The organism is Ruegeria sp. YKSD179 (assembly GCF_059612885.1).
On sequence record NZ_JBXWRL010000017.1, the window covers coordinates 1 to 24702 of the forward strand.

The window sequence follows — 24702 nt, forward strand, 5'->3', positions numbered from 1 at the left end:
CGTGCCGCGATTTCGACCTTGGACCATATGTTATCGTTGTGTGCCCAACATGGCCGAAGAACTTTCGTTCAGCATGGTACGGAATGCGGATGTCTAGGCGCAGAAGAAAATTGTTTTGCGCAGATGATCGCGGCAGGTGCAGAAGGTGAACGCGAGGACGCCATGACGATGGCGTCCCTCATCGTTCGGCTTGATTATTCTCCAGCTCTTTCCTCGTTGGCCGAGGAATTTGGGATAGCGCTGCGGTGAATAACATCCACGCTCCGGGTATTGAAGATCGGCCAGAAACCTTTGTCAATCACAGCACATTGGAATACAGGGAAAATCACCGGCCCTCGCTCCGGGGATTTGCGTTCTAGCAACAACTGCATCCAGCATGATGATGATCGTGATCGCAGGTAGCTGCTGGCACATAGTCTCCGATCTCAGACAACACATTGCGCATGGCCCAAAGGATCATGTCGACGTCTTCGGCTCCGATGGTCAGAGGCGGGCGAATTTTGAGAATATTGTCCTTTGGTCCCTCGCTTCCGATCAAAATTCGATGGTCGCGCATACGGTTTTTTACATAGCCACAAATCTCGGTCCCCTCGGTTCCATCAAGGTTGACTAGTTCAACCCCCAGAAACAGACCCATACCGCGAACATCACCGATCTGCGAGAACCCATCTTGCAAATTGATTAGCCCGTCCTTCAGTCGAGCCCCCATTAAGCTGGCGTTTTCCTGCAGTCCTTCGTCATCGACGATGTCCAGAACTTCCTTTCCGATACGGCACGACAACGTTGATCCACCAAATGTGGAAAAGAACTCAATACCATTGTCAAAGCTTTCGGCGATTTCACGGGTCGTGACTACGACTCCTAAAGGATGGCCGTTGCCGATAGGCTTGCCCATCACCACGACATCCGGCAGCGCCTGTTGATGTTCAAAGCCAAAGTAAAACTCTCCCAGTCGTCCCAACCCGGTCTGAACTTCGTCGGCTATGCAAACACCGCCAGCAACTCGGACTTTTTCGTATACTGCAGACAGATAACCAGAGGGAGGAATGATCTGGCCCCCAACTGAAGGGAAAGTTTCAGCAATAAATGCTGACAGCCCGTGTCCCTTCTGTTTAAGGGATGCAATTGCAGGGTCTACCAAATCCGCGAACTTGGCGGCACGTACGGGATCGTCGCGGCGGAACGAGCCGCGATAGTCGTCGGCCACTTCGACGAGCTCTACCCAGTCGGCCTTTCCTACTCCGCGGGGTTTGTTGAACTTGTAAGCCGATATCGCGACGGCAGCATTGGTGTTGCCATGATATCCATGGTCAGGCGTAACAATTCCTTTGGCGCCGGTATGTGCTCGTGCCAGTCGCAGAGCCAGCTCGTTCGCCTCAGAACCGGAATTGACGAAATAACAGACTTCGAATTGATCCGGCAGTTTTGAAAGCAGTTTTTCGGCAAATGCGGTTTGCGCAGGATGCAGATAACGGGTGTTTGAATTCATCCTTTTCAGCTGATCCGCCGCGACCAATTGAATGCGGGGATGCGCGTGTCCAACATGCGGAACGTTATTGTAAGCGTCCAGATATGGTCGCCCCCACTCGTCGAAAAGGTGATGTTTCCAACCGCGAACCAGCATTACAGGGTCGTCGTAAGTCAAAGACAGGTTGCCGCCGAAATGTGCTTGCCGATTCTGAAGAACGGACAACTTGTCGGTCGGGCGGTAAAAAACCTTCTCGTCTGACAAGTTCAACAGGGCAGCCGGGTTGGGGCAAACGGCGTGCCACAGATCCAACTCGTCCGGATCACCCACACCGGGCCAATCGGTTTGCATGCCATCCGTTGTCAGGGCGAGCTGGAAATGAACGTGCGGCGCCCAGCCGCCGTTTTGGGAGGGATTGCCCAAGCGTGCAAATGCTGCGCCTTGCGCAACAGGATCACCTGGCTTCAGGCGCGCGCAAGCTTCGGGGTCCAAATGACCGTAAAGTGTATAGAATGGATCACCTTCTGGCGTTTCATGGTGCAGGATCACAACGCCTCCATAGTCCAAATGTGCCGTCCGGTTCTCAACAGCTTCGACGCGCCCACTGACCGGTGCGTGCAAGACGGTACCTGCCGGTGCAAAAACATCAACAGCCAGATGAACAGTCCTACGGTCAGACGCCTTCCATGGCCCCTTGCGAAATCCGGGTTCGGTATAAATTAATCGGGGTTCATTGTAATAGCCCAGCCAGAAACCTTCACCAAACTCTTCACCTACGCGGGCTGCCTTATCCAAAGGCATATGAAACGGATTTTGCGGCCAGGTGGAGTTTTCGACCGAAAGTGACCCCATGGGAGCTTCGTTCAAGTCTACTTCGAACATCTTTGCAAAATGTCCGCGATGCGCGTTCAGATAGGCTAGTATGCGTTCTGCACCGTCGACCACAGGTAAATCGCAAGCTGTACGCAGGCGGGCTGACATAAGCCCCTCATTGATATTGTCGCTTTCGAGAAAGCGCCACGCCGGTGCCTGACTGATCGTTACATAGGGATCATCCGGGTGCTCAGCTGCCATCAACGTCGAGTTGACAATCGAGACTGCCAGTCGCATCCGTAGTAGCGGCCAAACCAGATCAACCTCCTCGGCGCGCAGGCGGTTGGCTGCATGATAGCCTTGAACCAGAGAGGCAAGAGCACGTTCCGGTTTTGGATGGTCAAGGACCACATATGCCCCGGCGATGGCCAGCTCGCAAACACGTGGTGCGGCGCACATGTCGCCCAGGTCGATCAAACCCGAGACGCTGCGGCGTTCGCTCAACTCTCCTTGGACCAGAATGTTGTAGTCATTTGCGTCGTTGTGAATGGCCTGTTTCGGCAGGCGGTTCAACTGGCCGGATATTCTGGTGAAGTCCCGCACAATGTCTTCAAGTATTTCGCGTCGATCAGCGTTGGTTATTATATCCAATTTGCGCCTAATCCAGCTTGCTTGTACAAGGTCCCATTTGAAATCCGATCTATTTAAACCATTGTGCGAAAATTGTTCTAAAGCACGATCCGTTGCCCCCAAAAACCGGCCGAGTTTCAGGATCAGGTCCGTGGTCTTAGGTTTAGCGTCAGCGTAACAACGCCCTGAAAGATATTCGAGCAACCAAACAAGGCGCGGTTGACCTTGCTCATCCCTAATTGACGGCAGTTCTAAGCCGTCTAGTGACGGAAAAACCTTGGGAAATGGTAGGCCCGGTGCAGATGTTGCCAAATGGTCCAGCGCTTTGATTTGTAGGTCTACCAATTCTGGTTGGCAGTCGACGCGCATAACTTTAAGCACATAATCTTGACCGTTCTTGGCGTGTACTAAAAAGTTTAGGTCATATTCCCCGTCCAAACGGGTTAACCGAGCGTCAAGCCCCCAGTGGCTCCGCAGGGCTTTCGCCCAATGATCTTCCGTTCCATTCATGTGCTAATCCATTGCCCTTAAACGTTTGAGCAGCGCCGAGGTGTCCCAGCGTCCGCCCCCCCCAGCATTTGAACATCCTTATAAAACTGATCCACCAGCGTTGTCAGCGGCAGAGAAGCGCCATTCTCGCCGGCGCAAACAACGCGCAGATCGTTGTAATTTCCTACGCAGGCAATGACAAATTCTGCCCCGCGTGCGGCTTCCTTTGGTGTGGCTGCCGCAGAGCCGCCGTGCTGTTCGACCCAAGGCTCTGCCTTCACCAAAGTACGGTTGAAAACGGTAACTTCATGGCCAACCGCCTGCAGATGACCGGCCATTGGATAACCCATGACCCCAAGGCCCAAGAACGCGATTTTTGCCACTTGAGTATCCTTCCGAGTGAGCAGTGGTTTCCTGACTAAGAAAACCCGATTGCGGTATCCGGAACCGACAAATCAAACGGTGGTACAAAGGGCAACCCCGCTTCAGGGTTTACCTCCCAAATCTTGAAGTATCGGGCAATCTGGTCGGTCGTCGCCGGCGCAGGCCTCTATTAGGTGGCTTAGCGTGTCACGCATTGCATTGAGATCAGTAATTTTGGCCTCGATCTGTCCGAGATGCTGGCGGGCAATGCGCTTTACATCTGCACTGGCACGGGTTTCATCCTCGTAAAGGGCCAGCAGGGTCCGGCAATCTTCAATGGTAAAGCCCAACGCGCGAGCGCGCCCAAGAAAATTCAGCTTGTGGACATCCTGATTACGGAACCGTCGATAGCCGTTGTCGTCACGCAAAGGTTTGATCAGTCCGATATCCTCGTAGTACCTGATCGTCTTTGCGGGCAATCCTGTCAGTTGCGATACGTCTCCGATGTTCATGATGTAACCTCCTGCGTTGCAAGTGGTGAATCAGGCTCCGGCAATTGAACTTGCGCCCGGCGCAAACGCAGGGCGTTGGAAACAACGAACACACTAGACAGCGCCATGGCGCCAGCGGCCAATGCGGGTGATAGCAAATGTCCGCCAAACGGGTACAACACACCTGCGGCTACTGGGATAAGCAGGATATTGTAGCCAAATGCCCACCCCAAATTTTGCCGAATATTTCGCATTGTGCGATGACTGATATCCAATGCATTTGCGACCCCGCGCAAATCGCCGGACATCAATACTACATCAGCGGTTTCAATAGCTACGTCGGTTCCTGTGCCGATTGCAATACCGATGTCTGCGGCCGCTAATGCGGGCGCGTCATTAATTCCGTCTCCGACAAAAGCCGTTGTTCCATACCGGCCTTGCAGCTCTGCTATGGCTTTTTGTTTACCTCCTGGCAGAACCTCGGCCGTTACATCATCGATTCCCAAAGTTTGAGCCAACGCTTTTGCTGTCAGGGTGTTGTCCCCTGTAATCATTACAAGCTTCAATCCCATTGCGCGCAGTGCCTTCAACGCCTCCGTTGTGCCGGGTTTGATCGGGTCTGAAACCGCTAAAGCGGCAGCTGCGCTGCCGTCAATTGCGACAAATAGTGGGGTTGCACCAGTCTTGGCGTGCACCTCTGCGACATGGTTAAGAGCAGCTAGGTCCACCCCGTTCTGCGCCATAAAGCGCCCGGATCCGACCAAAACAGACTGTCCTTCGACTCGGGCACTGACGCCTTGCCCAGTTATTGAGCGAAACTCGGTAACTTCCGGTAGCTCTGCTGGGGCAGCTCGAGTGATAGCATTCGCGACCGGATGTTCGGATTGCGCTTCGACCGCGGCGGCCAGCCGCAGCACGTGTGTTCGTTCAAAACCATCTGCAGCGACAAACTCGGTAAGTTCTGGTCGGCCAAGCGTCAGCGTCCCGGTTTTGTCCATGGCAATTACTTGGGCCTGCTGAAGGGTCTGTAGTGCGTCGCCCTTTCTAAAGAGGACACCCAATTCCGCGGCTCGTCCCGTTCCGACCATGATCGATGTCGGCGTCGCAAGACCCATCGCGCAAGGACAGGCGATGATTAACACCGACACTCCGGCAACAAGCGCAAGCGGTAACGCAGGGGTCGGTCCAAGTATCATCCATGCCAGGACCGTAAGAACAGCAACCGCAATTACGACGGGAACGAAACGATGCGTGATTTTGTCGACCAGCCCTTGGATAGGCAGCTTGGCACCCTGAGCCTGTTCAACCATACGAATTACTTGCGCCAAAACTGTGTCTTGGCCAACGCGCGTGGCCCGAATTTGCAGCGCACCAGTACCGTTCACTGTCCCGCCAACCACTTGTTCCCCGACGGTTTTCCCGACGGGAACTGGTTCGCCCGTAATCATGCTTTCGTCGATGTAAGAGTTGCCGTCCAAGACCTCTCCGTCGACGGGAACTCGTTCGCCGGGGCGGATAATCAACTCATCGTTCTCTGCCACCTTTTCAATGGGTTTATCCACCCATAAACCGTCCTGAAGAACACGGGCAGTGTTCGGTTGAAGGCCCACCAGCTTTCGGATTGCGGCACCGGTTTTTCCTTTGGCTCGGGCTTCCATCAGTCGTCCAAGCAGGATCAGAACAATGATTACCGCGGCAGCTTCGAAGTAAACATTAGCAGTGCCTTTCGGCAGAGCTTGCGGCAAGAAAGTCGCGACTATCGAATATAGATAGGCTGCTCCGGTACCTAATGCGACCAGCGCATTCATGTCAGGTGTGCCGCGCAACAATGAGGGTAAACCCTTGGCAAAAAACACATGCCCGGGACCGATCATCAGCACAGATGTCAAGGCAAACTGGATCAGATGGCTGTTTTGGGCGCCAATCGTGGCTTGAATCCAATGATGAAAGGCGGGGACCATATGGCCACCCATTTCCAATACGAAGACCGGCAAAGCAAGCGCTGCGGCAATCACCGTGGTCCTAGTTAGCGTTTGTATTTCATCCGATTGCGTATCAAAGCCTTGATCTGGTTTGACGTCCTGCGCTTGACGCGCTGAATACCCGGTTTCCTTAACGACCTGCACCAAAGATGCCGGGTCACAGGCTCCTTCAACAAAGGTCACAGTCGCACGCTGAGTGGCCAGGTTCACACTGGCGCTCAAAACTCCGGGGCTTTCCTTCAGTGCGTTTTCGAGCCGACCAACGCATGACGCACAACTCATGCCATCGACTTTTAGATCGATTTTCTGTGACTTCGCGGGATAACCGGCTTCATCCAAAGCATTCGTGATAGCCGAGAATGCTCCATCGTATGTGACCTGCGCGACTCCATTGGCAAAATTTACAGACGCCGCCTTTACACCGGGAGCGTTACATAGCGCTGTTTCCACACGCGCAACGCACGACGCGCAGCTCATCCCTGAAACTTTCAATTGAGTTTGGTTTTGATCAACCATCCGAGTCGTCCTGACACTAGGTTCTTGCCTCAGATGGGGCTTCCAGTGACGGGAAGGTCAAGGGTCAATGGCATATTTTTGTAACTTAAATGTCGTTCGGGCCCTTCAGCTCTGCGAGCTCAGCCTTCAACTTTTCATTCTCTGACTGAAGTTGGGCCAATTGCTTACCTAACTCGTTCAAGTGCGGGCGCAGTTCGGCCTCGGTAAAGCGCGGTGTGATATGGCGCGGACAGTTCCAGTCTAAGGCTTCTACATGGATGATAGCCGAACGTTCCGCTTTAGCCTCTGCCCCATTTGGGTAAAGGGAGGCGGCAGCGCCAGGACCTTCTGTAAATGTCATGCGCCCTAAAACCTTGAGCCGCTTTTTGTTGGCATAATCCATTAGGATCAGGGCAACGCGGTCATTGCCGTCCAAATTGCCGCGTGAAATATATTGTCTGTTCCCAGAGAAATCTGCGTAGCCGAGCGTTTTTGAATCCAGGACTCTTAGAAAACCAACCGGTCCGCCACGAAACTGAACATACGGCCAGCCAGTTTCTGATACGGTGGCTTGATAGAACCCATCCCGGGCCTGAATAAACGCCTGCTCTGCCGGACCGATTTCATGACCCTGTTGCGGGCCAGTTTCCAAGAATTTGCTATAAGTTTCCGCTGATCCCATGCGCTCTTGATGGGCGCGGACAGAAGGCGTGAATGTCAGTTCTGAAAAGGCGCGGGGCATGATCATTTTCCTTTGCAGACTAGAGTGCTCGGATACGTAACTCGAATAAGGTGTGCGTTGCTCCGCAATCAAGCCGAATCCCACGGTATTGTCATCGACAAGACTGTTTTCGTGATCACTTAACCGTCTGATTTAAAAAACGTTACGTTGCATTCCTCCGACACGACGTCATACGGATTGGAAGGAATCGCAGGTGAGGTTAGCTTTGGTTGACGCCAATGAACGAGGTTGCGATGCCACTTTTCACCAGTTCCGCCGCTTGGGTTACTGAAGAACATCGGATGTATGCTGACATGGCCGGCCGATTTCTGGACGACGAGCTTGTGCCCAATGTCGAGACTTGGATCGAGCAGGGAGTGGTCGATCGCGCCTTTTGGGAAAAAGCCGGGCAGGCCGGATTGATGGCTGGTGCTATCGCCGAGGAATATGGCGGCGTTGGCGGGGGAATGGGTTTTGATGCGGTAACCCTCTATGAACAAAGCGCGCGCGGCGACGCAGGTTGGGGCTACGGCATCCAATCTATCGTGATACACTACATCGACGCTTACGGCAGCGAGGAACAAAAGCAGAAGTGGCTGCCTAAACTGGCCTCCGGCGAAATGATCGGCGCGTTAGCAATGACTGAACCTGGCACAGGATCGGATGTGCAGGCTGTGCGCACTTCGGCGGACAAGGATGGCAACTCTTATTGTATAAGCGGGTCGAAGATATTCATAACGAACGGTCAGTCTGCCGACTTGATTATTGTTACGGCCAAAACCGACAAGGCTTTGGGCGCCAAAGGAGTATCTTTGATAGTTGTCGAAACGGATGGAGCAGATGGCTTTCGCCGGGGCAGGAACCTTAAAAAACTAGGAATGAAAGGCAACGATACCGCTGAACTGTTCTTTGAGGACGTGAAAGTTCCTATGACCAATCTGCTCGGTCCGGAAGAGGGTCAGGGGTTCTATCAATTGATGACCCAATTGCCGTGGGAGCGATTGACGATTGGCATAATGGCCTTGGGTGCAATCGATTTTGCCATCGCCGAAACAGTGAAATACGTGCAGGAGCGGAAGGCTTTTGGTCAGCGCGTAATGGACTTTCAGAATACACGGTTCAAATTGGCGGAATGCAAAACGAAAGCGGAAGTTCTACGCAGTTTCGTGAATGAGTGTATTGCCAAGCTTGAAACCGGAAAGTTGGATGCCGCTACGGCGTCAATGGTAAAATACTGGGGATCCGAAGTGCAAAACGAAATCATGCACGAGTGCTTGCAACTGTTTGGCGGATACGGGTTCATGATGGAATATCCGATTGCCAGACTTTACGCCGATGCGCGAGTTCAGATGATATACGGCGGGACAAATGAAGTGATGAAAGAGCTAATTGCCCGATCATTAGATGTCTGAACTGAACGCTAAGGTGCCGGAACGACATAGGCAAAACTAGTTGATCGATCGGTAGGCCAATAGTCTGTCACTGGTGTGATTTATCTGACAATTGTCCTTCCAGCCAAATACGAAACGACTTGACTGGTTCGGGCAAGGCTCGATCCTTAGGCCATACAAGATAGTAGTCTCCCAGACTGATGGCGGGTGCATTCCACGCTAGCTTTAACCGCCCTTCAGACAGATCTTTCTTGACTAAAAATGTAGGAACCAGCGCAACACCGAGGCCGTGGATGGTTGCTTGAACCATGGTTGAAAATTGATCAAACAGCATTCCCTGTAAGCCTTGGACCGCTTGGCCTTGTGTTGAAAACCACTGCTCCCAGGCGTCAGCGCGCGTATCCAAATGCAAAAGTGGCGCATCACGCAACATTTCCAAGGTGTTCAAGCCTTGCAAGGCCAAGGCGGGTGAACAGACGGGTAAAACCTCTTCTCGCATGATTTTCAGGTAACTCACACCGGCCCAGTCTTTACGTCCGAAATGTATTGCTGCGTGAAAATGCTCATTTGAGAAATCAAAAGGTTTTAGCCTTGTACCCAAATTCACTGTCACCTCTGGATGACTTTGCGCAAAGTCAAGTAATCGTGGGGCAAGCCAGTGCATTCCAAATGCAGGCAGGATCGACAGGTTTAAAGAACCACCAGCCGGGTTCGCCGTAAGGCGTAAGGCAGCCTGCGCAAGATCCTTCAATGAGGACCGGGCGGTTTCAACATAGTCTTTTGCGGCGGGTGTCAGTTGCAGGCGCATTTGACTGCGCTCGATCAAATCGATCCCCAACTGGTCTTCAGCAGCCTTAAGTTGCCTGCTGATGGCGCTTTGCGTGAGCGAAAGCTCGTGCGCGGCTGCAGAAGCGCTGCCCAATCTGTCCACGGCCTCCAAGGCCAGCAGGGATGAAATTGATGGAAGGAAACGACGGGGCGCTATCATATGACAAATCCTCATACCTTTTGAATGCAATATCACTGGTGTTTGACGTCGGCCAGAGCCATGACAAACATGCGACCTTGCTAGTCGTGCCGTCAGTATCTGTATGGTGGTAACTGTGCAGATCGCTCAAACTGCTAAGACTGGCAGGGAAAAACCAATGACGAATTGTTGCAGGCGTTATTAAGGCTAACGATGCACTGCTGAAATTGAGGTATGCCATGGATCGCGCCCAGATCGTTCACCAGAACTTCCTGAACCGGGTCGCCAACCGTGAATTTCCGCACGGGAACGCCCCTGTATCAGGATTATCCAAAGAAGATGCGGTTTCTCTATTCCGGTCGCAGGTTCTTAGTCGGGCGTTGGATCAAACAAGCCGGACTATGCAGAAAGAAGGTAAGGGCTTCTACACGATCGGTTCGTCGGGTCACGAGGGGATGGCCGCCGTAGCCCATGCATTGCGACCGACCGATATCGCCTTTTTGCACTATAGGGATGCGGCGTTTCAGATAGCGCGTGCCGAACAATTGCCGGGCCAGCAGATCGCCTGGGATATGCTATTGAGTTTTGCCTGCTCATGCGAAGATCCGACATCCGGCGGCCGCCACAAGGTTCTTGGGTCCAAGGCGTTGATGATACCGCCACAGACGTCGACAATAGCCAGCCATCTCCCAAAGGCGGTCGGTGCGGCCTATGCGCTGGGCGCGGCTCGGCGAAACGCTCCCGAGCATAGGCAGTTGCCTGAAGACGGCATTGCCATGTGTTCGTTTGGGGACGCTTCTGCAAATCACTCAACTGCGCAAGGGGCGATCAACACCGCCGGGTGGACAAGCGTGCAGTCGACACCTCTGCCATTGTTGTTCGTGTGTGAGGATAACGGAATTGGAATATCGGTAAAAACGCCTAAAGGCTGGATTCAGATTTCTATGCAGCGTCGACCTGGCATCAAGTATTTTCAGGCAAACGGGTTGGATATCTATGAGACTTATGCCGTCGCCAAAGAGGCTGCAGAATACGTACGCACCAGGCGAAAGCCTGCATTCCTGCACTTAAAGACTGTTCGTCTTTATGGTCACGCAGGCGCAGATATGCCAACGACGTACCTAAGCAAATCCGAAGTCGAAGCGGACGAGGCCAATGACCCGCTTTTGCACTCGGTCCGATTAATGGATCAAGCCGAGGCTCTCTCTCCCGATGACGCGTTGAGAATCTATACAGACACATGTGCGCGAGCCAAACGGATCGCGGCTGAAGCATCCTCGCGCCCGCACTTGGCCGATGCACAGGAGGTCATGAAAAGCTTGATTCCCCCTAAACGTCCATGCAAGCCCACTAATGGACCGGGCGCCAAGGCGCGAGCCGACGCTTTTGGAAACGACCTGCGCGCTTTGGACGAACCGCAACCCATGAGCCGCCTGATCAACTGGGCGCTGACTGATCTGATGCTGGAACATTCTGAGATCGTGTGTATGGGCGAAGATGTGGGACGCAAAGGCGGAGTGTATGGTGTTACGCAAAAACTGCAGCAACGTTTCGGCGCTGATCGAGTGATCGATACTTTGTTGGATGAACAGGCCATTTTGGGATTGGCAATTGGAATGGGGCATAATGGATTTATCCCGATCCCAGAAATTCAGTTCCTCGCTTACTTGCACAATGCTGAGGATCAAATCAGAGGTGAAGCGGCCACGCTTCCATTCTTCTCGAATGGACAATTTACCAATCCAATGGTGGTTCGTATTGCCGGACTCGGTTATCAGAAAGGTTTCGGCGGACACTTTCACAATGACAATTCACTTGCTGTTTTGCGGGATATTCCTGGGGTCATTTTAGCGTGTCCGTCGACCGGCGCAGACGCGGCAAAAATGCTGCGGGAATGCGTGCGGCTCGCCCGGGAAGAACAGCGCGTCGTGGCGTTTGTGGAACCAATAGCGCTCTACCCAATACGTGATCTTCACCAGCCTCAGGACGGGGGGTGGATGACCATTTATCCGTCGTCGGAACAACGGATCGCACTGGGCCAGGTTGGTGTGCATGGAAACGGTACCGACCTGGCGATTGTGACCTATGGCAACGGGAACTACTTGTCGCAACAGGCTTTACCGGAATTACAGGCCGCAGGTGTTAAGACACGTGTTATCGACATGCGTTGGCTAGCGCCATTGCCTACTAAAGGAATTTTAACAGCCACCAAGGATTGTCGACACGTGTTGATCGTCGATGAATGCCGCAGAACTGGAAGTCAATCAGAAGGCTTGATGACCTTATTCTGCGAGGAACGGTCTCATATTCCGATTGGACGCGTAGTTGCCGAAGACAGCTTTATCGCAACAGGGCCAGCCTATGCGGCGACCCTGCCCTCACGCAAAGGCATAGTGAAAGCAGCTTTGGAATTGACGGGAGAAGCTATATGACCCGAACCGCCGTCGTGATTTGTCCTGGACGGGGGACATATAACAAGGCCGAACTGGGCTATCTTCGTCGCAATCACCCAAGCCGGATGGCTCTGTTTAAAGGCTTTGACGCCATACGAGCCGAGAACGGGCAAGAAACAATAACGGGCTTGGACGGTGCAGATAGGTTCTCTGCCGCTAAATATTCACGCGGAGATGTCGCCTCGGCGCTGATATTCTCAGCCTCGTTGGCGGATTCGCAGAATTTGGCTAGCGACATCGAAGTAGTCGCCGTTACCGGGAATTCCATGGGATGGTACAGTGCGCTGACCGCGGCGGGAGCACTGAGCGCAGCGGAAGGTTTCCGCGTCGCTAATACAATGGGCACGTTAATGCAGGCCAATTTGATTGGGGGCCAGTTAGTTTATCCGTTTGTAGGTGATGATTGGGTGAATGACCCCATTCGCAAAGCATCAATTTTGAAGGAAGTCGCTCGAATAAATGTTGTGCAGGGACATAGACTGGCATTATCAATTGATCTAGGTGGAATGTTGGTTCTGGCCGGAAATGATGCAGGCTTGACAGACTTTGAGGAATCGCAACCTGTTGTTCAGGAAAGATTTCCCCTGCGTCTTCACAACCACGCGGCCTTCCATACTCAGCTACAAAGTCCCGTCGCGGCGGAAGGACAGGCGGTTCTCAGTGAGATAAAATTTACCCAACCCAATCGTCCGATCATTGATGGGCGTGGCAAAATTTGGTGGCCCGGCGCGGTCGATACGCAAAAGCTGAGGGACTACACCTTGGGGTATCAGGTGACTGAAGCCTATGATTTCACGCGCGCTGTACAAACAGCGGCCCGGGAATTTGCACCGGATCTTTTCATCGTAACGGGTCCCGGAACAACGCTGGGTGGAGCAGTCGCCCAATCATTGGTTCTGGCAAATTGGCGAGGAATGAAAGATAAAGCAGCGTTCTCGGCAGTGCAGGAAAGTCAAAACCTGCTTGTGGCGATGGGCCGGGAAGACCAAAGAGCACTTGTAGTCGGTTGAATTTGTTTCAATTGTCGGCGCGAAATGCAGGGAACTATCTGTCTGTGAATTCTGTTGATCATTCGTTGTGGCGGAAGACCTGTGCTGAAAAGGTCGAAACGAATTCATTAACCGGGAGTGTTTCGGTTGATTTGGCAGTAATAGGCGGCGGTTACACGGGCTGTTCTGCAGCCCTTACAGCCGCAAAGGCGGGTGCTGCGGTTTGCCTACTTGAAGCGGAAGAGATCGGTCATGGCGGCTCTGGTCGCAACGTAGGGTTGGTAAACGCGGGGCTTTGGCTGCCTCCGAAGAAAATCCGCGAACGCCTGGGAGAGCAGGTTGGGAATCGGCTAATTCAGCTTTTGGCGGCAGCCCCTGCCGAGGTTTTTAAGTTGATCGAACGTCATCAAATCGATTGCGATCCGCTTCAAAATGGAACATTGCATTGCGCCCATTCAAGGGTGGGCGAGATGGATCTCAAGTCACGGTACGCCCAATTAAAAGAATCCGGAGCGCCAGTAGAATTGATTTCCGCAGAAGATACGAAATCCAAAACAGGCAGCGACCAGTTTCAAGCGGCGCTGTTTGACCCGCGTGCGGGGACGATCCAGCCATTGGCTTATTGTGTGGGACTGGCCCGAGCAGCGTCGCAGGCAGGTGCACAGATATTTGAACAAAGCGCGGTGCTGTCGCTTGATTATCTGGATAACCATTGGGTTTTGGCCACGTCGAATGGTACAGTACACGCCAAGGCCGTTATTCAGGCCACAAACGCTTATCATCAAAACCTAAATCTGACGCGACCGCAGTATGTTCCGATGTACTTTTTTCAATACGCGACAGCCCCACTAGCCGAAAATCTTCGTGCCTGCATACTGTCAGGTGGTGAAGGATGCTGGGATACCGAGTTGATTATGACATCGTTCCGTATGGATCGGGATGGTCGATTTATTATAGGCGGAATGGGTGATTTGAGCAGTTTTGGGCGCTCTTTTCATCATGGTTGGGTTAGGCGCAAACTTTCCGCGCTTTTTCCTTCGCTTGCGGATCAGCCCTTGGTTGACGAATGGCACGGCAGAATTGCTATGACCTCTGATCATTTACCAAAGATTATAAAACTCGGCCCAAATGTTTTGGCTGTGCACGGGTTTTCTGGGCGCGGGATCGGGCCGGGCACGGTTTTCGGCAGGATGATGGCCGAAAGCCTGTTGAAGGATGACCTGGCCCGGTTGCCAATTGCACCAGTGGCTCAATACAATGAGTCATGGACGCGGACGCGCCGGACTTTTTTTGAGACCGGCGCAGCGCTTACTCACCTGTTCAAGGCACGTTCTTAGCGGATTACACTGATCGCGTTATGCCACCGTCCACCCGAATATTTTGGCCGGTGATGTATCCACCGCCTTCAGAGGCCAGCAGGGAAACAACCGAGGCAATCTCATCATAACTGCGGCCATAACGACCCATCGGAATGCGGGCGCGGAATTCTTCCTTTTCCGGAAGGCTGTCGATGAACCCGGGCAGGACGTTGTTCATTCGGATGTTCTCAGCCGCATACTTGTCAGAAAAAAGCTTGGTAAAGGCCGCAAGTCCTGCTCGAAACACGCCGGATGTCGGAAATACCGGGTCGGGTTCGAAGACGGCAAAGGTCGAGATATTGATGATTGAACCGCCACCCTGTTCTTGCATTATTGGCGTCACCAGCCGGGTCGGACGAACCGCGTTCAGAAAGTATACTTCCATACCGGCATTCCAGTCTTCATCCGACAGTTCCAAAATGGGCGCTCTTGGGCCGTGGCCAGCTGAATTGACCAAAACATCTACACGTCCCCAATGTGACATTGCCGCGTCGACCAGTTTTCTCAGATCATCGTTGGATTGGTTCGACCCCGTAATCCCCACGCCCCCCAATTGTGCGGCCAATGCCTCGCCTTTGCCCGAGGATGACAAAATTCCAACTTTGAAACCGTCTGTCGCCAACCTACGTGCCGCGTCAGCGCCCATTCCACTGCCGCCTGCGGTGATCAATGCCACTTTCGTCATTTGTTTTTCTCCGTTCTTTGTTTGTCGGCATTTTGCAATCTGCGCGGGCGTTTGACCAATCAGTTCTTCTGACTTTATGTTGTAGAAAAACTACTGTTAACGGTCATGTCGGCACTACCCCCACTCAATTCCATTCGCGCCTTTGAAGCTTCGGCAAGGCATCTGAATTTCCGTTTGGCCGCTGCTGAGCTAGGTGTCACTCAGGGTGCAGTTGCACAGCACGTTCGTGGGCTGGAGGCCCGACTAGGGCAGGCCCTGTTCGAACGGTTGCCCCGCGGACTGAGATTGACCGAGGCTGGTCGTCGTTTTCATTCTCCGTTGCGACGGGCATTTAGGTTGATCGAAGAAGCTGTGGACGACCTATCGGGCCATCGCCAAATAACTATCTCCGTCACGCCAAGCTTTGCGTCGAAATGGCTCGTTCCGCGCCTTAACGACTTTATAAGAAAGAACCCGGAAATAGCGGTGCAAGTAGATGCGCGTGAGCGTTTGGCGGATTTCAGAACAGATGGTGTGGACATTGCTGTTCGGCAAAGCCGCGGGCCAATTGGCGACGGCTTCAATGCAAAGCCGTTGTTTTCGAACGAGTTCATTCCCGTATGCAACCCCTCGCTGGGCGACCAAATTTCCGTTCCAAATGACCTGATGCGTTTTACCTTACTAACCGACTCACATGGTCTGTGGCCGCTGTTCCTTGAACGGGTCGAAGTGGCGGGTCTGGCTAGGACGATGAGCTTTAGTCAAACAAGCCTTGCGATTGATGCGGCAGTATCGGGGCAGGGAGTGGCTTTGGCGAACGCTGCATTAGTCGCATCTGAGCTCGCTTCAGGCGAGCTTGTTCAACCACTGAAAGAAACCTTGTTCGACGATCTTGTTTTTTTCGTCGTTGCCCCCCTAAAGCCCCGCCAACCCGAACTTGTTTCGCTTATGCGCGACTGGCTTCTTTCTCAGGCTTGAAGGTTGGCGGCAATCGCTTCGACCCGCGTGCGCAACCAGCGATGCGCAGGATCATTCGCGGATCTCTGATGCCAAACCATGTATATGTTCACAGGTTCGCAATCGAACGGGAGTTCTGCGCAATCCAAACCTGCCAGGGGTCCTTTCTTCATCAGTGCTGTGTCCGTCGAGATCAAATCGCTGCCTTTTACAAACGATGGGATCGCGTTGAAATGGGGCAGTGTCACCGTTGCAGGGTTAATCTGGCTCTGGTCGACGCCGCGCATAACGCTGCGGGCGCTGCGACCATCGGCAAAACGCACGTCGACATGCTCGCTTTGGCAATAAGTTTCCCAACTGTCCGGCGGATCGCGTCTGCTGGCGTCAAAAAATATCATCAAAGGGCTGGTTAAGAGCCGCTTTTGAAAGATATCTGGACCATCTGGCGGTAACGGCGTCAGCATCATCTGACACCGGTCACTTCGTAGCAATTCAGGGTCTGGTACTCCGGAAGATATGAACTCCAATCTCAATCGGACGTTCTCGGCGCGGACAGAACGCAGGAGATCGGGAAAAATTAACTCACGTGGCATGTCATTAGCAGCGATCTGAATATTGATTTGTTCAGACAATGGATCAAAAGGTCGCTCTTGGGTCAGAGCACGCATTCCATCCAGAACAAGCTGCGCCGGGTCTTTCAACGCCAACGCGCGTTCGGTCGGGGTCAAGCCTTGTCCCGAACGTACGAACAATGGATCTCCCAAAATTTGTCGCAACTTTGATAGTGTGTGACTGATCGCCGACTGCGTGACCCCAAGCCGATCCGCTGCTTTTGAAACCGAACTTTCCTGTAAAATTGTCAGAAAGACCCGTAAAACCTTTCCATCCAGTTCAGTAAAATCAATTTTCCTCATACCATCTATGATTATCTATGAATGGTTTTGCTGTCTACGGCGGGATACGTCACGATAACAATCAGGAGGCACGCGATGGGTATCCGTTTTTTCTCGGACAAAAACCGCCCCGTTCACATGGGGCCGTATCCGTTGGAACGGTTGGCGCGGCAATCTCGGATGCCGGATCTGTCGCAGGTTAAACCCATGCGGCGTCTCAACTTTCATCGACCTGAGCGTCCTGAAAACATCGTAAACGCGATGGGTGAGTTTCAGGCCATGATGGATGCCATCCGAGACGGAATTGTTAATCCAGTGATTTCAGAAATCCCAACCGATCCGGTCGAGCGAACAAATCATTTAAAAGCCTTTGGTTACTTCAATGATGCATCGATGATGGGGTGCGGTCCATTGCCATCTGATGCGTTCCTACCCGAGCCGCGACGAAATCCCGATATCGACCGTTTGGCTAATGCGTTAAAAACTCGTCAGACAAAAACGTTGGCTTCGGGCATCGATGTCATAATGGCTGATCTAAAAGAGAGCATGGAAGCTGCACCTGGCTCGATAGAGAACCACAGGCATTCAATCGTTTTTCTTTATGAACATCACCGGGACCCGGAACCGTCTGAACCTGGCTCTGACTGGATATTGGATGCTCAGGATCACCGAGCCTGCCTGAGGGCCACCGAAAATGCAGTCGTCATAGCAAATTACATCCGACTTTTGGGATTTGACGCGCGGGCTCATACATCCATGTCGTCAGAAGTTGATTTAGGCAAGTTGGCAGTAGCTGCAGGGCTGGCTTCGGTCGAAAACGGCGAGCTAGTTGCGCCTTGGTTGGGCCGACGCTTTGGCCTCGCCGCCGTAACGACAGAACTGGAACTCTCCCATGATCAACCTTTGTGTCCGCTGGCACAGCAGCCTTGGTTTCGTACGCAAGGACCGGCTTGGTGGCTGGGTGCCGGATTTGCCAAGAACGCGTTGAACCGAGACGCTTATGCCAAGCGGAGGTATGTGGACGGCGCGCATCCTTTTGAAAAACTCAAACGAGTCGACAACCCGACAACGTATATCGACGAAGAGAATGTTGCGCGCGTACCCAAGCGGGCAGACATGTTCGCGCGCGCCCAATTTGGTGATATGGGCAAGGCGCTGCAGGACAGTGCGAAAGGTGGTTACTATGTTCGCAAGTCGGCGCCGAGTTTTGCGCAGCGTCGGGCATTGGGTGCTTTTGTTCTCTTACAGGACGGCGAAAGCGCCAATGACGTAAGACCCTCAGATCCGGTCAGAAATGCCGAAAACATCAAGGCCGCCAGTTATTTCCTAGGTGCCGATGCCGTGGGCCTTAGCAGATGCCCCGAGTGGACTTGGTATTCTCACGACGCAACCGGAGAAGAGATTAAACCGCCCCATGATCAGGCGGTCAGTATGATCATTGACCAGGGTTATGAGACAATGGAAGGCGCAAGCGGCGACGATTGGATAAGCGTTGCCCAGTCTATGCGCGCGTATTTGAGGTTTTCGCTGCTCGGTGGGGTGATAGCCCAACAAATCCGCAACCTTGGATATAAGGCCAAAGCCCACACGGTGATGGATGGTGAGGTTCTGCAACCTCCGTTGCTGCTGCTGTCAGGATTGGGCGAAGTCAGCCGGATCGGTGAGGTTATTCTAAACCCCTATTTGGGCCCTCGCCTGAAATCGGGTGTGGTTACGACCGATATGCCGATGACTCATGACAAACCTATCGACTTTGGCCTGCAATCGTTTTGTGAAAGTTGCAACAAATGCGCCCGTGAATGCCCTTCTGGGGCAATCACGGCAGGACCAAAACTTATGTTCAACGGCTATGAGATCTGGAAGTCCGACAGTCAAAAATGTGCCACGTATAGGATCACGACGCCGGGCGGCGCCATGTGCGGGCGGTGCATGAAAACCTGCCCGTGGAACCTTGAAGGTATTTTCAAAGAACGTCCCTTTAGATGGGCGGCAATGAACGTCCCTGCCGCCGCACCTGTGCTGGCCAAATTGGATGACGCCGTCGGAAATGGTGGCTTGAATGATATCAAGAAGTGGTGGTGGGATAACGAACTGCAAGCTGACGGGGCCTATCGCCCATCGGCTAATCCGCTAAATCGGCGGGACCTGCAAAGGGATTTGGACCTGAAATACGAGGATCAGACCTTGGCCGTCTATCCCGCGAATCTGGCACCGCACCCATGGCCGTACCCTTTTGCAATGGACCGCGAAGCAGGTATCGCCGCGTATCGGACCATGGTCTCGGCCGAGGAATATAAGGCTCGAAAGTCGGATGGTGATCTTTCGGTTGTCCATCACTATCGAATTGCAGGGGATGCACCGGTCATGAGGGTCGAGCTGACCCTGGCGGACAAAATGACTGCAGATGTGAGTAAATATGAGTTCTCTGCCTTGGATGGCAAACCATTACCCAAATGGACAGCGGGGGCGCATTTGGATGTTTTGGTGGCCCCAGAATTCCTGCGGCAATATTCCATGTCTGGTGACCCGTCCGACCGAAGCATCTATCAGATCGGCGTCCTTCGCGAGGATGAAGGGCGGGGCGGGTCCGCGCTTTTACACCGAATTTTTCAGGAGGGCCGAAAGGTTTTCATTTCAAAACCGATCAACCATTTCGAACTTGAGGAAACCGCATCAAGAACTTTTTTGATGGGCGGTGGAATCGGAATCACGCCGATGATTGCATTTGCCCATCGTTTGCATGCGTTGCAGCTTCCGTTTGAATTACACTATTCGGCCAGCAAGAGGGATGCGGCAGGGTATCTGGAGGACTTGACCGCAATGCCTTGGGCGGATCAGGTTCATTATCACTTTTCTGATGAAGGTACGCGCGCCGACCTGGATGTTATTCTGGGCAGTTACCGAGAAGGTTGGCACGTTTATACGTGCGGACCAGATCGCTACATGGATGGAGTCATTCAGGCTGCGGAACGCCAGGGTTTTCCCGAGGAAGCCCGACATCTTGAGTATTTTTCAGTTCCTGAGCAACCTGAATATGAAAATCACCCGTTCAAGCTGCGTTTGGTGCGTTCAGGACGAGAACTGGTTGTTCCGGCAGACAAGAATGCGGCACAAGTGCTGAACGAAGCGGGTATCCATGTGGACGTAAAGTGCTCGGATGGAATATGCGGTGTCTGCAAATGCGGTTTAATTTCTGGCGATGTCCAGCATCGAGATTTCGTTCTTTCCAACAAACAACGTGAAGGCGCGATCATCCTTTGCCAAAGCCGAGCTGCCCTAAACGAAGGTGTTATCGAGATCGATCTTTAGAGCCCTTTTCAGTCAAGGGTCGCTGCGGTAAAAAATAGGTCGCTCCTGCCATGGACGTTGGTCGAATGCTGCACTAACGTCCCCTCCGAACCCCAGTAGACCCTGATCCACAGGTGCGAGGTAAATTCATGGATTATCACAGCCCCGCCAACTTTGCAGAAGCTTCGGCTCTGGCATCCAAGGCGACGGGAATCACTCGGTTTTTAGCAGGTGGTACAGATGTTCTGGTACAGCTGCGTTCGGAACTTGTGACGCCTGATACGCTGATCGACATCAAGAAAATAGATGGCGTGCGGGACATTACACGAAACGCTGACGGTAGCTGGACGCTTGGTGTCGCAGTGACAGGCGCCGAGATGAGCGAACATCCCGATTTGGGTAACGACTGGCCCGGATTGGTCGAAGCAATGGACCTGATCGGTTCGACCCAAGTGCAAGGTCGCGCAACGCTTACCGGCAACTTGTGCAATGGCTCTCCGGCCGCTGATTCCGTTCCAGCCATGATCGCTGCTGGGGCGACGGTGACCGTAACCGGACCGAAAGGCGACCGAGAGGTTGCAGTGGAAGACATCCCAACTGGTCCTGGGAAAACTGCGTTGACCAAGGGTGAGGTAGTTTCTGCAGTAAACATTCCGTCCCGAGGAGAGAGTGGTGGTGACGCGTACCTGCGTTTTATCCCACGCACCGAGATGGACATTGCCGTCGTCGGTGTCGGGGTTAATCTGCGTTTGGACGGTGACAAGATCACCGAAGCCCGCGTTTCGCTCGGTGCAGTTGCGCCGACCGTTTTACTGGTTGAAGATTGCGCCAACGCGATCATCGGCAGCTCGCTTGATGATGAAGCTTTGGAAGCACTGGCTGCTGCGGCCTCGGCAGCGTGTAACCCGATTGATGACAAACGGGGCACGATTGAGTTCCGTACCGAGGTCGCGGGTGTTCTCGCAAAGCGTGCCGCTAAAATCGCCTATGCCCGTGCGAAGGGAGAACAAGCATGAGCAAGTTTCACGTAACTACTCAGGTCAATGGGGATGAAGTTGAATTCCTTTGCGACCCACGCGAAACCCTACTTGATTGTCTGCGGGACAAGCTGAACCTTACCGGCGCTAAAGAGGGCTGCGGAACAGGTGACTGTGGTGCTTGTTCGGTTTCGGTTGATGGCCGTCTCGTCTGTTCCTGTCTGATGCTTGGCGTGGAAGCCGAAGGAAGGGCAATAGAAACAGTCGAAGGCCTTGCCGATGGTAAAGTATTGCATCCGCTGCAGCAAAAATTCATCGAACACGCGGCGCTGCAATGCGGTATCTGCACGCCGGGTATACTGGTTGCAGCCAAAGCGCTGCTGGAAAAGAACCCGGACCCGACCGAGGAAGAAACTCGTTACTGGCTGGCAGGCAATCTTTGCCGTTGCACGGGTTACGACAAGATCATTCGCGCCGTTATGGAGACGGCGGCCGAAATGCGGGAGGCTTCGTAATGGCACTCGACGATCGCAAATCTCAATTCACTTTTGTTGGCACAAGCCCGGATCGACCGGATGGTTTGGACAAAGTTACCGGACGCGCCAAATTTGGGGCAGACGCTTATGCACCAGGGATGTTGCATGGAGCGATTCTTCGTTCACCGCATGCGCATGCTAGGATCGAGAAGATAGACACCTCAAAGGCGGAGGCGCATAAGGACGTAAAGGCGGTAGTAACCCGCGCTGATTTTGCCGATGTACCGTTTAAACCAGGGCTTGAGGGCGAATTCTGGAATGTTCTAGAAAATGTTATGGCCGGAGATAAGGCGCTGTACGACGGTCACGCAGTTGCGGCGGTCGCTGCGACTTCAGCACTGTCGGCGCGTGATGCACTAAAGCTGATCGACGTCGAATACGAAGTGTTGCCACATGTTACCGACGTAGACAAGGCAATGGCCCCGGATGCTCCGGTCATTCGGGAGGGCGCCGCTGATTATTCTGTTCCTGAAGGGATGCACCCAAACGTCGTGCGTTATCATGAAAGTGGACATGGCGATGTCGAGGCCGGCTTTGCCGAAGCCGATCTTGTAATCGAGGATAGTTTTGTAACAGAAGCGACCCATCAGGGCTATATCGAACCTCACGCGTGTCTGGCATCGCTCGGCAACGATGGGAAAGGTGAGCTGTGGTGCACGACGCAAGGTCACTGGATCGCCCAAAAAACCTGCGCTGCACTGTTAGGGATTGAAACCGCGCAACTGCGCGTTACGGCGTCCGAGATAGGCGGCGGGTTTGGCGGTAAAACCACCGTTTTCATCGAACCCGTCGCACTTGCGTTGAGCCGCAAGGCCAATCGCCCTGTGAAGATCGTGATGACGCGGTCCGAAGTCTTCAGAGCTACCGGTCCGACCTCATCTGCCTCAATGGATGTAAAGATCGGTATGAAGAAGGACGGCACAATTTCAGCCGCTCAGGGCGTATTCCGTCTTCAGGGTGGGGCTTTCCCCGGCGCACCGGGCGACTTAACGGCGATGTGCGCCTTCGCCCCTTACAATCTGACCAACGTCAAACAGACCGGTTACGACGTGATGTCAAACCGTCCAAAGCAAGCCGCCTATCGCGCGCCGGGTGCGCCAATGGCGGCTTTTGCCGTTGAATCGGTGATTGACGAGATGTGTAATGAACTGGGTCTTGACCCCGTCGAAGTTCGACTGAAAAACGCTGCACACGAAGGTACTAAAGCCAGCTTTGGCCCCAGATACGAACGTATTGGTTTGGTCGAAACGCTCGAAGCTGCGAAGGCGCATCCTCACTATTCAGCACCGCTTAAGCCGGGGCAAGGTCGTGGAATATCCTGCGGGTTCTGGTTTAACCACGGCGGCGAAACCTCGGTCTCATTGGCGCTGTCCGAGGATGGATCGGCCCAGTTGATGGTCGGAACGCCGGATATCGGCGGCTCTCGGGCCTCGATGGCATTGATGGCCGCCGAAGTTCTGGGCATTCCTTATGAGAATATTCGGGTCACTATCGCCGATACAGCGACGCTTGGGTACAACGACGTGAGCCACGGCTCCCGCGTGACTTATGCGTCAGGTTTGGCTACGATCAAGGCCGCCCATCATGCCGTCGAAAAGCTGTGTGAGCGGGCGGCGGCAAAGTGGGGTATTCCTGTCGATGCTGTAAAATGGGAAAACGGCTGCGCAGTACCCTCGGGTTCCAACGCAGGTGACTTCGATCCGATGCCATTGGCAGATATTTCCGCAGACATGGGCTCGACTGGGGGTCCTATCTCGGGCCATTTCGAAGCCACTCCAGAAGGCGCCGGGGTTTCTTTTGGAACTCATATTGTGGACGCCGAGGTCGACCCTGAAACCGGAAAGACCAGCATCACGCGTTACACGGTTATTCAGGACGCGGGCAAAGCCATCCACCCTTCCTATGTTGAAGGTCAATTTCAAGGTGGTGCGGCACAAGGCATCGGTTGGGCGCTGAACGAAGAATATGTTTATGGCGAAGACGGTCGATTGCAAAATTCGATATTCCTTGACTATCGCGTTCCGGTAGCCAGTGACCTTCCAATGATCGATACAGTTATTGTCGAGGTACCCAACCCTGGCCATCCGTTTGGCGTTCGTGGGGTCGGTGAAACCGGGATTGTTCCGCCTCTTGCGGCTATCGCCAATGCCGTTTCAAATGCAGCCGGTGTGCGGATGCGGCAACTGCCTATGTCTCCGCCGCGCATCTTGGCCGCGCTGAAGGGCAATGGTTGAAGTTCATCTCTGGTCTGGTCTCCGCTCATTGACCGGAGGCCAGCAAGTTGTTGAGGTGCAAGCGCGCACGACCGGAGAATTGTTGCGCGAACTCGTGCGTATCCATCCTCAGCTGAAGGGCCCGATTGACGCTGGTGTGTCAATCGCCGTCGATGGCCGCGTCATTGCCACGGGTTTGACCGAACCAATTCCGGAGGGCAGTGAGGTTTATCTGATGCAACGCTTAAGAGGGGGCTGACGCGGGGAATTGCAGCACAGATAAATACCGCCTTAATAAGGTAAAAAACAAAAAGGCATTTTGCTTTTAGGCCATTGTCTTCGTTCAACTTTCAAAGAATATGCAATTGGCTTTCAATGCTGAAAAAACGGTGACTTTGGTTTTTCTCAGCAAAACCTACTAGTCTTATTAGATACCGTAAATCGCGATGATCAATTCGACTAAGAAGCTACTTCGTTAATTTCTTCAAATATTGTTTGCAGACCAACTTCTTACAATAAAAATAGACAAAAACGAATTATTGAGTACATTTAACCTTGGCAACT

Annotated in this window: 17 protein-coding genes and 2 pseudogenes; 11 read left to right on the top strand and 8 right to left on the bottom strand. The window is 53.2% G+C overall.

The window, feature by feature from the left end:
- Positions 1-249 (top strand): annotated as a pseudogene (locus AC2FNE_RS10790) (hypothetical protein); the annotation flags it as partial.
- A 106-nt stretch (positions 250-355) separates the two neighbouring features.
- On the opposite strand, the gene AC2FNE_RS10795 reads toward AC2FNE_RS10790, so the two are convergent.
- The 5 genes and pseudogenes from AC2FNE_RS10795 to AC2FNE_RS10815 all read right to left on the bottom strand — a co-directional run bounded on the left by AC2FNE_RS10795 (position 356) and on the right by AC2FNE_RS10815 (position 7473).
- Positions 356-3421: an aminotransferase class III-fold pyridoxal phosphate-dependent enzyme gene (locus AC2FNE_RS10795; protein ID WP_496805349.1), complete on the bottom strand. Its 3066-nt coding sequence runs from the start codon at positions 3419-3421 to the stop codon at positions 356-358.
- Positions 3422-3537: 116 nt separating this feature from the next.
- A pseudogene (locus tag AC2FNE_RS10800) lies at positions 3538-3783 on the bottom strand (NAD(P)-binding domain-containing protein); the annotation flags it as partial.
- A 102-nt stretch (positions 3784-3885) separates the two neighbouring features.
- Positions 3886-4275 carry a Cu(I)-responsive transcriptional regulator gene (gene cueR, locus AC2FNE_RS10805; protein WP_170477172.1) on the bottom strand — a complete coding sequence of 130 codons (390 nt, stop codon included), beginning with the start codon at positions 4273-4275 and terminating at the stop codon, positions 3886-3888.
- The gene (locus AC2FNE_RS10810; protein ID WP_496805350.1) at positions 4272-6752 is read right to left on the bottom strand and encodes a heavy metal translocating P-type ATPase; all 2481 of its coding nucleotides are present in this window, start codon (positions 6750-6752) and stop codon (positions 4272-4274) included. Before AC2FNE_RS10810 ends, cueR begins: the two co-directional genes overlap by 4 nt.
- An 85-nt stretch (positions 6753-6837) precedes the next feature.
- On the bottom strand, positions 6838-7473 hold the full coding sequence (locus tag AC2FNE_RS10815) for a pyridoxamine 5'-phosphate oxidase family protein (protein WP_496805351.1): 636 nt from the start codon (positions 7471-7473) through the stop codon (positions 6838-6840).
- Between the two features lie 233 nt (positions 7474-7706).
- Between AC2FNE_RS10815 and AC2FNE_RS10820 the strand changes: the two genes are divergently transcribed.
- Complete coding sequence (locus AC2FNE_RS10820; RefSeq protein WP_170603493.1) at positions 7707-8864, top strand: acyl-CoA dehydrogenase family protein; 1158 nt, start codon at positions 7707-7709, stop codon at positions 8862-8864.
- 67 nt (positions 8865-8931) lie between these two features.
- Here the strand turns inward: AC2FNE_RS10820 and AC2FNE_RS10825 are convergent, their stop codons facing one another.
- On the bottom strand, positions 8932-9831 hold the full coding sequence (locus AC2FNE_RS10825; RefSeq protein WP_496805352.1) for a LysR family transcriptional regulator: 900 nt from the start codon (positions 9829-9831) through the stop codon (positions 8932-8934).
- Between the two features lie 218 nt (positions 9832-10049).
- On the opposite strand from AC2FNE_RS10825, the gene AC2FNE_RS10830 reads away from it, so the two are divergent.
- From AC2FNE_RS10830 to AC2FNE_RS10840, 3 genes are read left to right on the top strand one after another with little or no spacing between them, the layout of a single operon-like run.
- Positions 10050-12242, top strand: a complete 2193-nt coding sequence (locus AC2FNE_RS10830; protein ID WP_170603497.1) for a dehydrogenase E1 component subunit alpha/beta — start codon at positions 10050-10052, stop codon at positions 12240-12242.
- Positions 12239-13273, top strand: a complete 1035-nt coding sequence (locus AC2FNE_RS10835) for an ACP S-malonyltransferase (protein WP_496805353.1) — start codon at positions 12239-12241, stop codon at positions 13271-13273. The genes AC2FNE_RS10830 and AC2FNE_RS10835 overlap by 4 nt, the downstream gene beginning before the upstream one ends.
- A gap of 44 nt (positions 13274-13317) precedes the next feature.
- The gene (locus AC2FNE_RS10840) at positions 13318-14589 is read left to right on the top strand and encodes an NAD(P)/FAD-dependent oxidoreductase (protein WP_496805354.1); all 1272 of its coding nucleotides are present in this window, start codon (positions 13318-13320) and stop codon (positions 14587-14589) included.
- A gap of 4 nt (positions 14590-14593) precedes the next feature.
- On the opposite strand, the gene AC2FNE_RS10845 is transcribed toward AC2FNE_RS10840, so the two are convergent.
- Positions 14594-15295, bottom strand: coding sequence for an SDR family oxidoreductase (locus AC2FNE_RS10845; RefSeq protein ID WP_170603501.1), 702 nt, complete (start codon positions 15293-15295; stop codon positions 14594-14596).
- Positions 15296-15400: 105 nt separating this feature from the next.
- On the opposite strand from AC2FNE_RS10845, the gene AC2FNE_RS10850 reads away from it, so the two are divergent.
- Positions 15401-16252, top strand: a complete 852-nt coding sequence (locus AC2FNE_RS10850) for a LysR substrate-binding domain-containing protein (protein WP_496805355.1) — start codon at positions 15401-15403, stop codon at positions 16250-16252.
- On the opposite strand, the gene AC2FNE_RS10855 is transcribed toward AC2FNE_RS10850, so the two are convergent.
- Positions 16243-17145, bottom strand: a complete 903-nt coding sequence (locus tag AC2FNE_RS10855; RefSeq protein WP_170477198.1) for a LysR family transcriptional regulator — start codon at positions 17143-17145, stop codon at positions 16243-16245. The two genes, AC2FNE_RS10850 and AC2FNE_RS10855, sit on opposite strands and share 10 nt — an antisense overlap.
- A gap of 75 nt (positions 17146-17220) precedes the next feature.
- On the opposite strand from AC2FNE_RS10855, the gene AC2FNE_RS10860 reads away from it, so the two are divergent.
- From AC2FNE_RS10860 to AC2FNE_RS10880, 5 genes are all read left to right on the top strand, one after another.
- A complete protein-coding gene (locus AC2FNE_RS10860) occupies positions 17221-20433 on the top strand; it encodes a reductive dehalogenase (RefSeq protein ID WP_496805356.1) in 3213 nt (1070 codons plus the stop codon).
- Positions 20434-20561: 128 nt separating this feature from the next.
- Complete coding sequence (locus AC2FNE_RS10865) at positions 20562-21428, top strand: FAD binding domain-containing protein (protein ID WP_496805357.1); 867 nt, start codon at positions 20562-20564, stop codon at positions 21426-21428.
- On the top strand, positions 21425-21904 hold the full coding sequence (locus AC2FNE_RS10870; RefSeq protein ID WP_170603509.1) for a (2Fe-2S)-binding protein: 480 nt from the start codon (positions 21425-21427) through the stop codon (positions 21902-21904). Before AC2FNE_RS10865 ends, AC2FNE_RS10870 begins: the two co-directional genes overlap by 4 nt.
- Positions 21904-24159, top strand: coding sequence for a xanthine dehydrogenase family protein molybdopterin-binding subunit (locus AC2FNE_RS10875; protein WP_496805358.1), 2256 nt, complete (start codon positions 21904-21906; stop codon positions 24157-24159). Before AC2FNE_RS10870 ends, AC2FNE_RS10875 begins: the two co-directional genes overlap by 1 nt.
- On the top strand, positions 24152-24397 hold the full coding sequence (locus AC2FNE_RS10880; RefSeq protein WP_170477213.1) for a MoaD/ThiS family protein: 246 nt from the start codon (positions 24152-24154) through the stop codon (positions 24395-24397). Before AC2FNE_RS10875 ends, AC2FNE_RS10880 begins: the two co-directional genes overlap by 8 nt.
- The last annotated feature ends 305 nt before the right edge of the window (positions 24398-24702 follow it).

Excerpts from the sequence above, each read along its gene's own strand:
- AC2FNE_RS10875 (WP_496805358.1), top strand. The coding sequence starts at position 21,904 with ATGGCACTCGACGATCGCAAATCTCAATTCACTTTTGTTGGCACAAGC.
- AC2FNE_RS10825 (WP_496805352.1), bottom strand. The coding sequence starts at position 9,831 with ATGATAGCGCCCCGTCGTTTCCTTCCATCAATTTCATCCCTGCTGGCC.
- AC2FNE_RS10810 (WP_496805350.1), bottom strand. The coding sequence starts at position 6,752 with ATGGTTGATCAAAACCAAACTCAATTGAAAGTTTCAGGGATGAGCTGC.
- AC2FNE_RS10795 (WP_496805349.1), bottom strand. The coding sequence starts at position 3,421 with ATGAATGGAACGGAAGATCATTGGGCGAAAGCCCTGCGGAGCCACTGG.
- AC2FNE_RS10835 (WP_496805353.1), top strand. The coding sequence starts at position 12,239 with ATGACCCGAACCGCCGTCGTGATTTGTCCTGGACGGGGGACATATAAC.
- cueR (WP_170477172.1), bottom strand. The coding sequence starts at position 4,275 with ATGAACATCGGAGACGTATCGCAACTGACAGGATTGCCCGCAAAGACG.
- AC2FNE_RS10820 (WP_170603493.1), top strand. The coding sequence starts at position 7,707 with ATGCCACTTTTCACCAGTTCCGCCGCTTGGGTTACTGAAGAACATCGG.
- AC2FNE_RS10855 (WP_170477198.1), bottom strand. The coding sequence starts at position 17,145 with ATGAGGAAAATTGATTTTACTGAACTGGATGGAAAGGTTTTACGGGTC.
- AC2FNE_RS10865 (WP_496805357.1), top strand. The coding sequence starts at position 20,562 with ATGGATTATCACAGCCCCGCCAACTTTGCAGAAGCTTCGGCTCTGGCA.
- AC2FNE_RS10815 (WP_496805351.1), bottom strand. The coding sequence starts at position 7,473 with ATGCCCCGCGCCTTTTCAGAACTGACATTCACGCCTTCTGTCCGCGCC.
- AC2FNE_RS10860 (WP_496805356.1), top strand. The coding sequence starts at position 17,221 with ATGGGTATCCGTTTTTTCTCGGACAAAAACCGCCCCGTTCACATGGGG.
- AC2FNE_RS10870 (WP_170603509.1), top strand. The coding sequence starts at position 21,425 with ATGAGCAAGTTTCACGTAACTACTCAGGTCAATGGGGATGAAGTTGAA.
- AC2FNE_RS10880 (WP_170477213.1), top strand. The coding sequence starts at position 24,152 with ATGGTTGAAGTTCATCTCTGGTCTGGTCTCCGCTCATTGACCGGAGGC.
- AC2FNE_RS10850 (WP_496805355.1), top strand. The coding sequence starts at position 15,401 with ATGTCGGCACTACCCCCACTCAATTCCATTCGCGCCTTTGAAGCTTCG.
- AC2FNE_RS10845 (WP_170603501.1), bottom strand. The coding sequence starts at position 15,295 with ATGACGAAAGTGGCATTGATCACCGCAGGCGGCAGTGGAATGGGCGCT.
- AC2FNE_RS10830 (WP_170603497.1), top strand. The coding sequence starts at position 10,050 with ATGGATCGCGCCCAGATCGTTCACCAGAACTTCCTGAACCGGGTCGCC.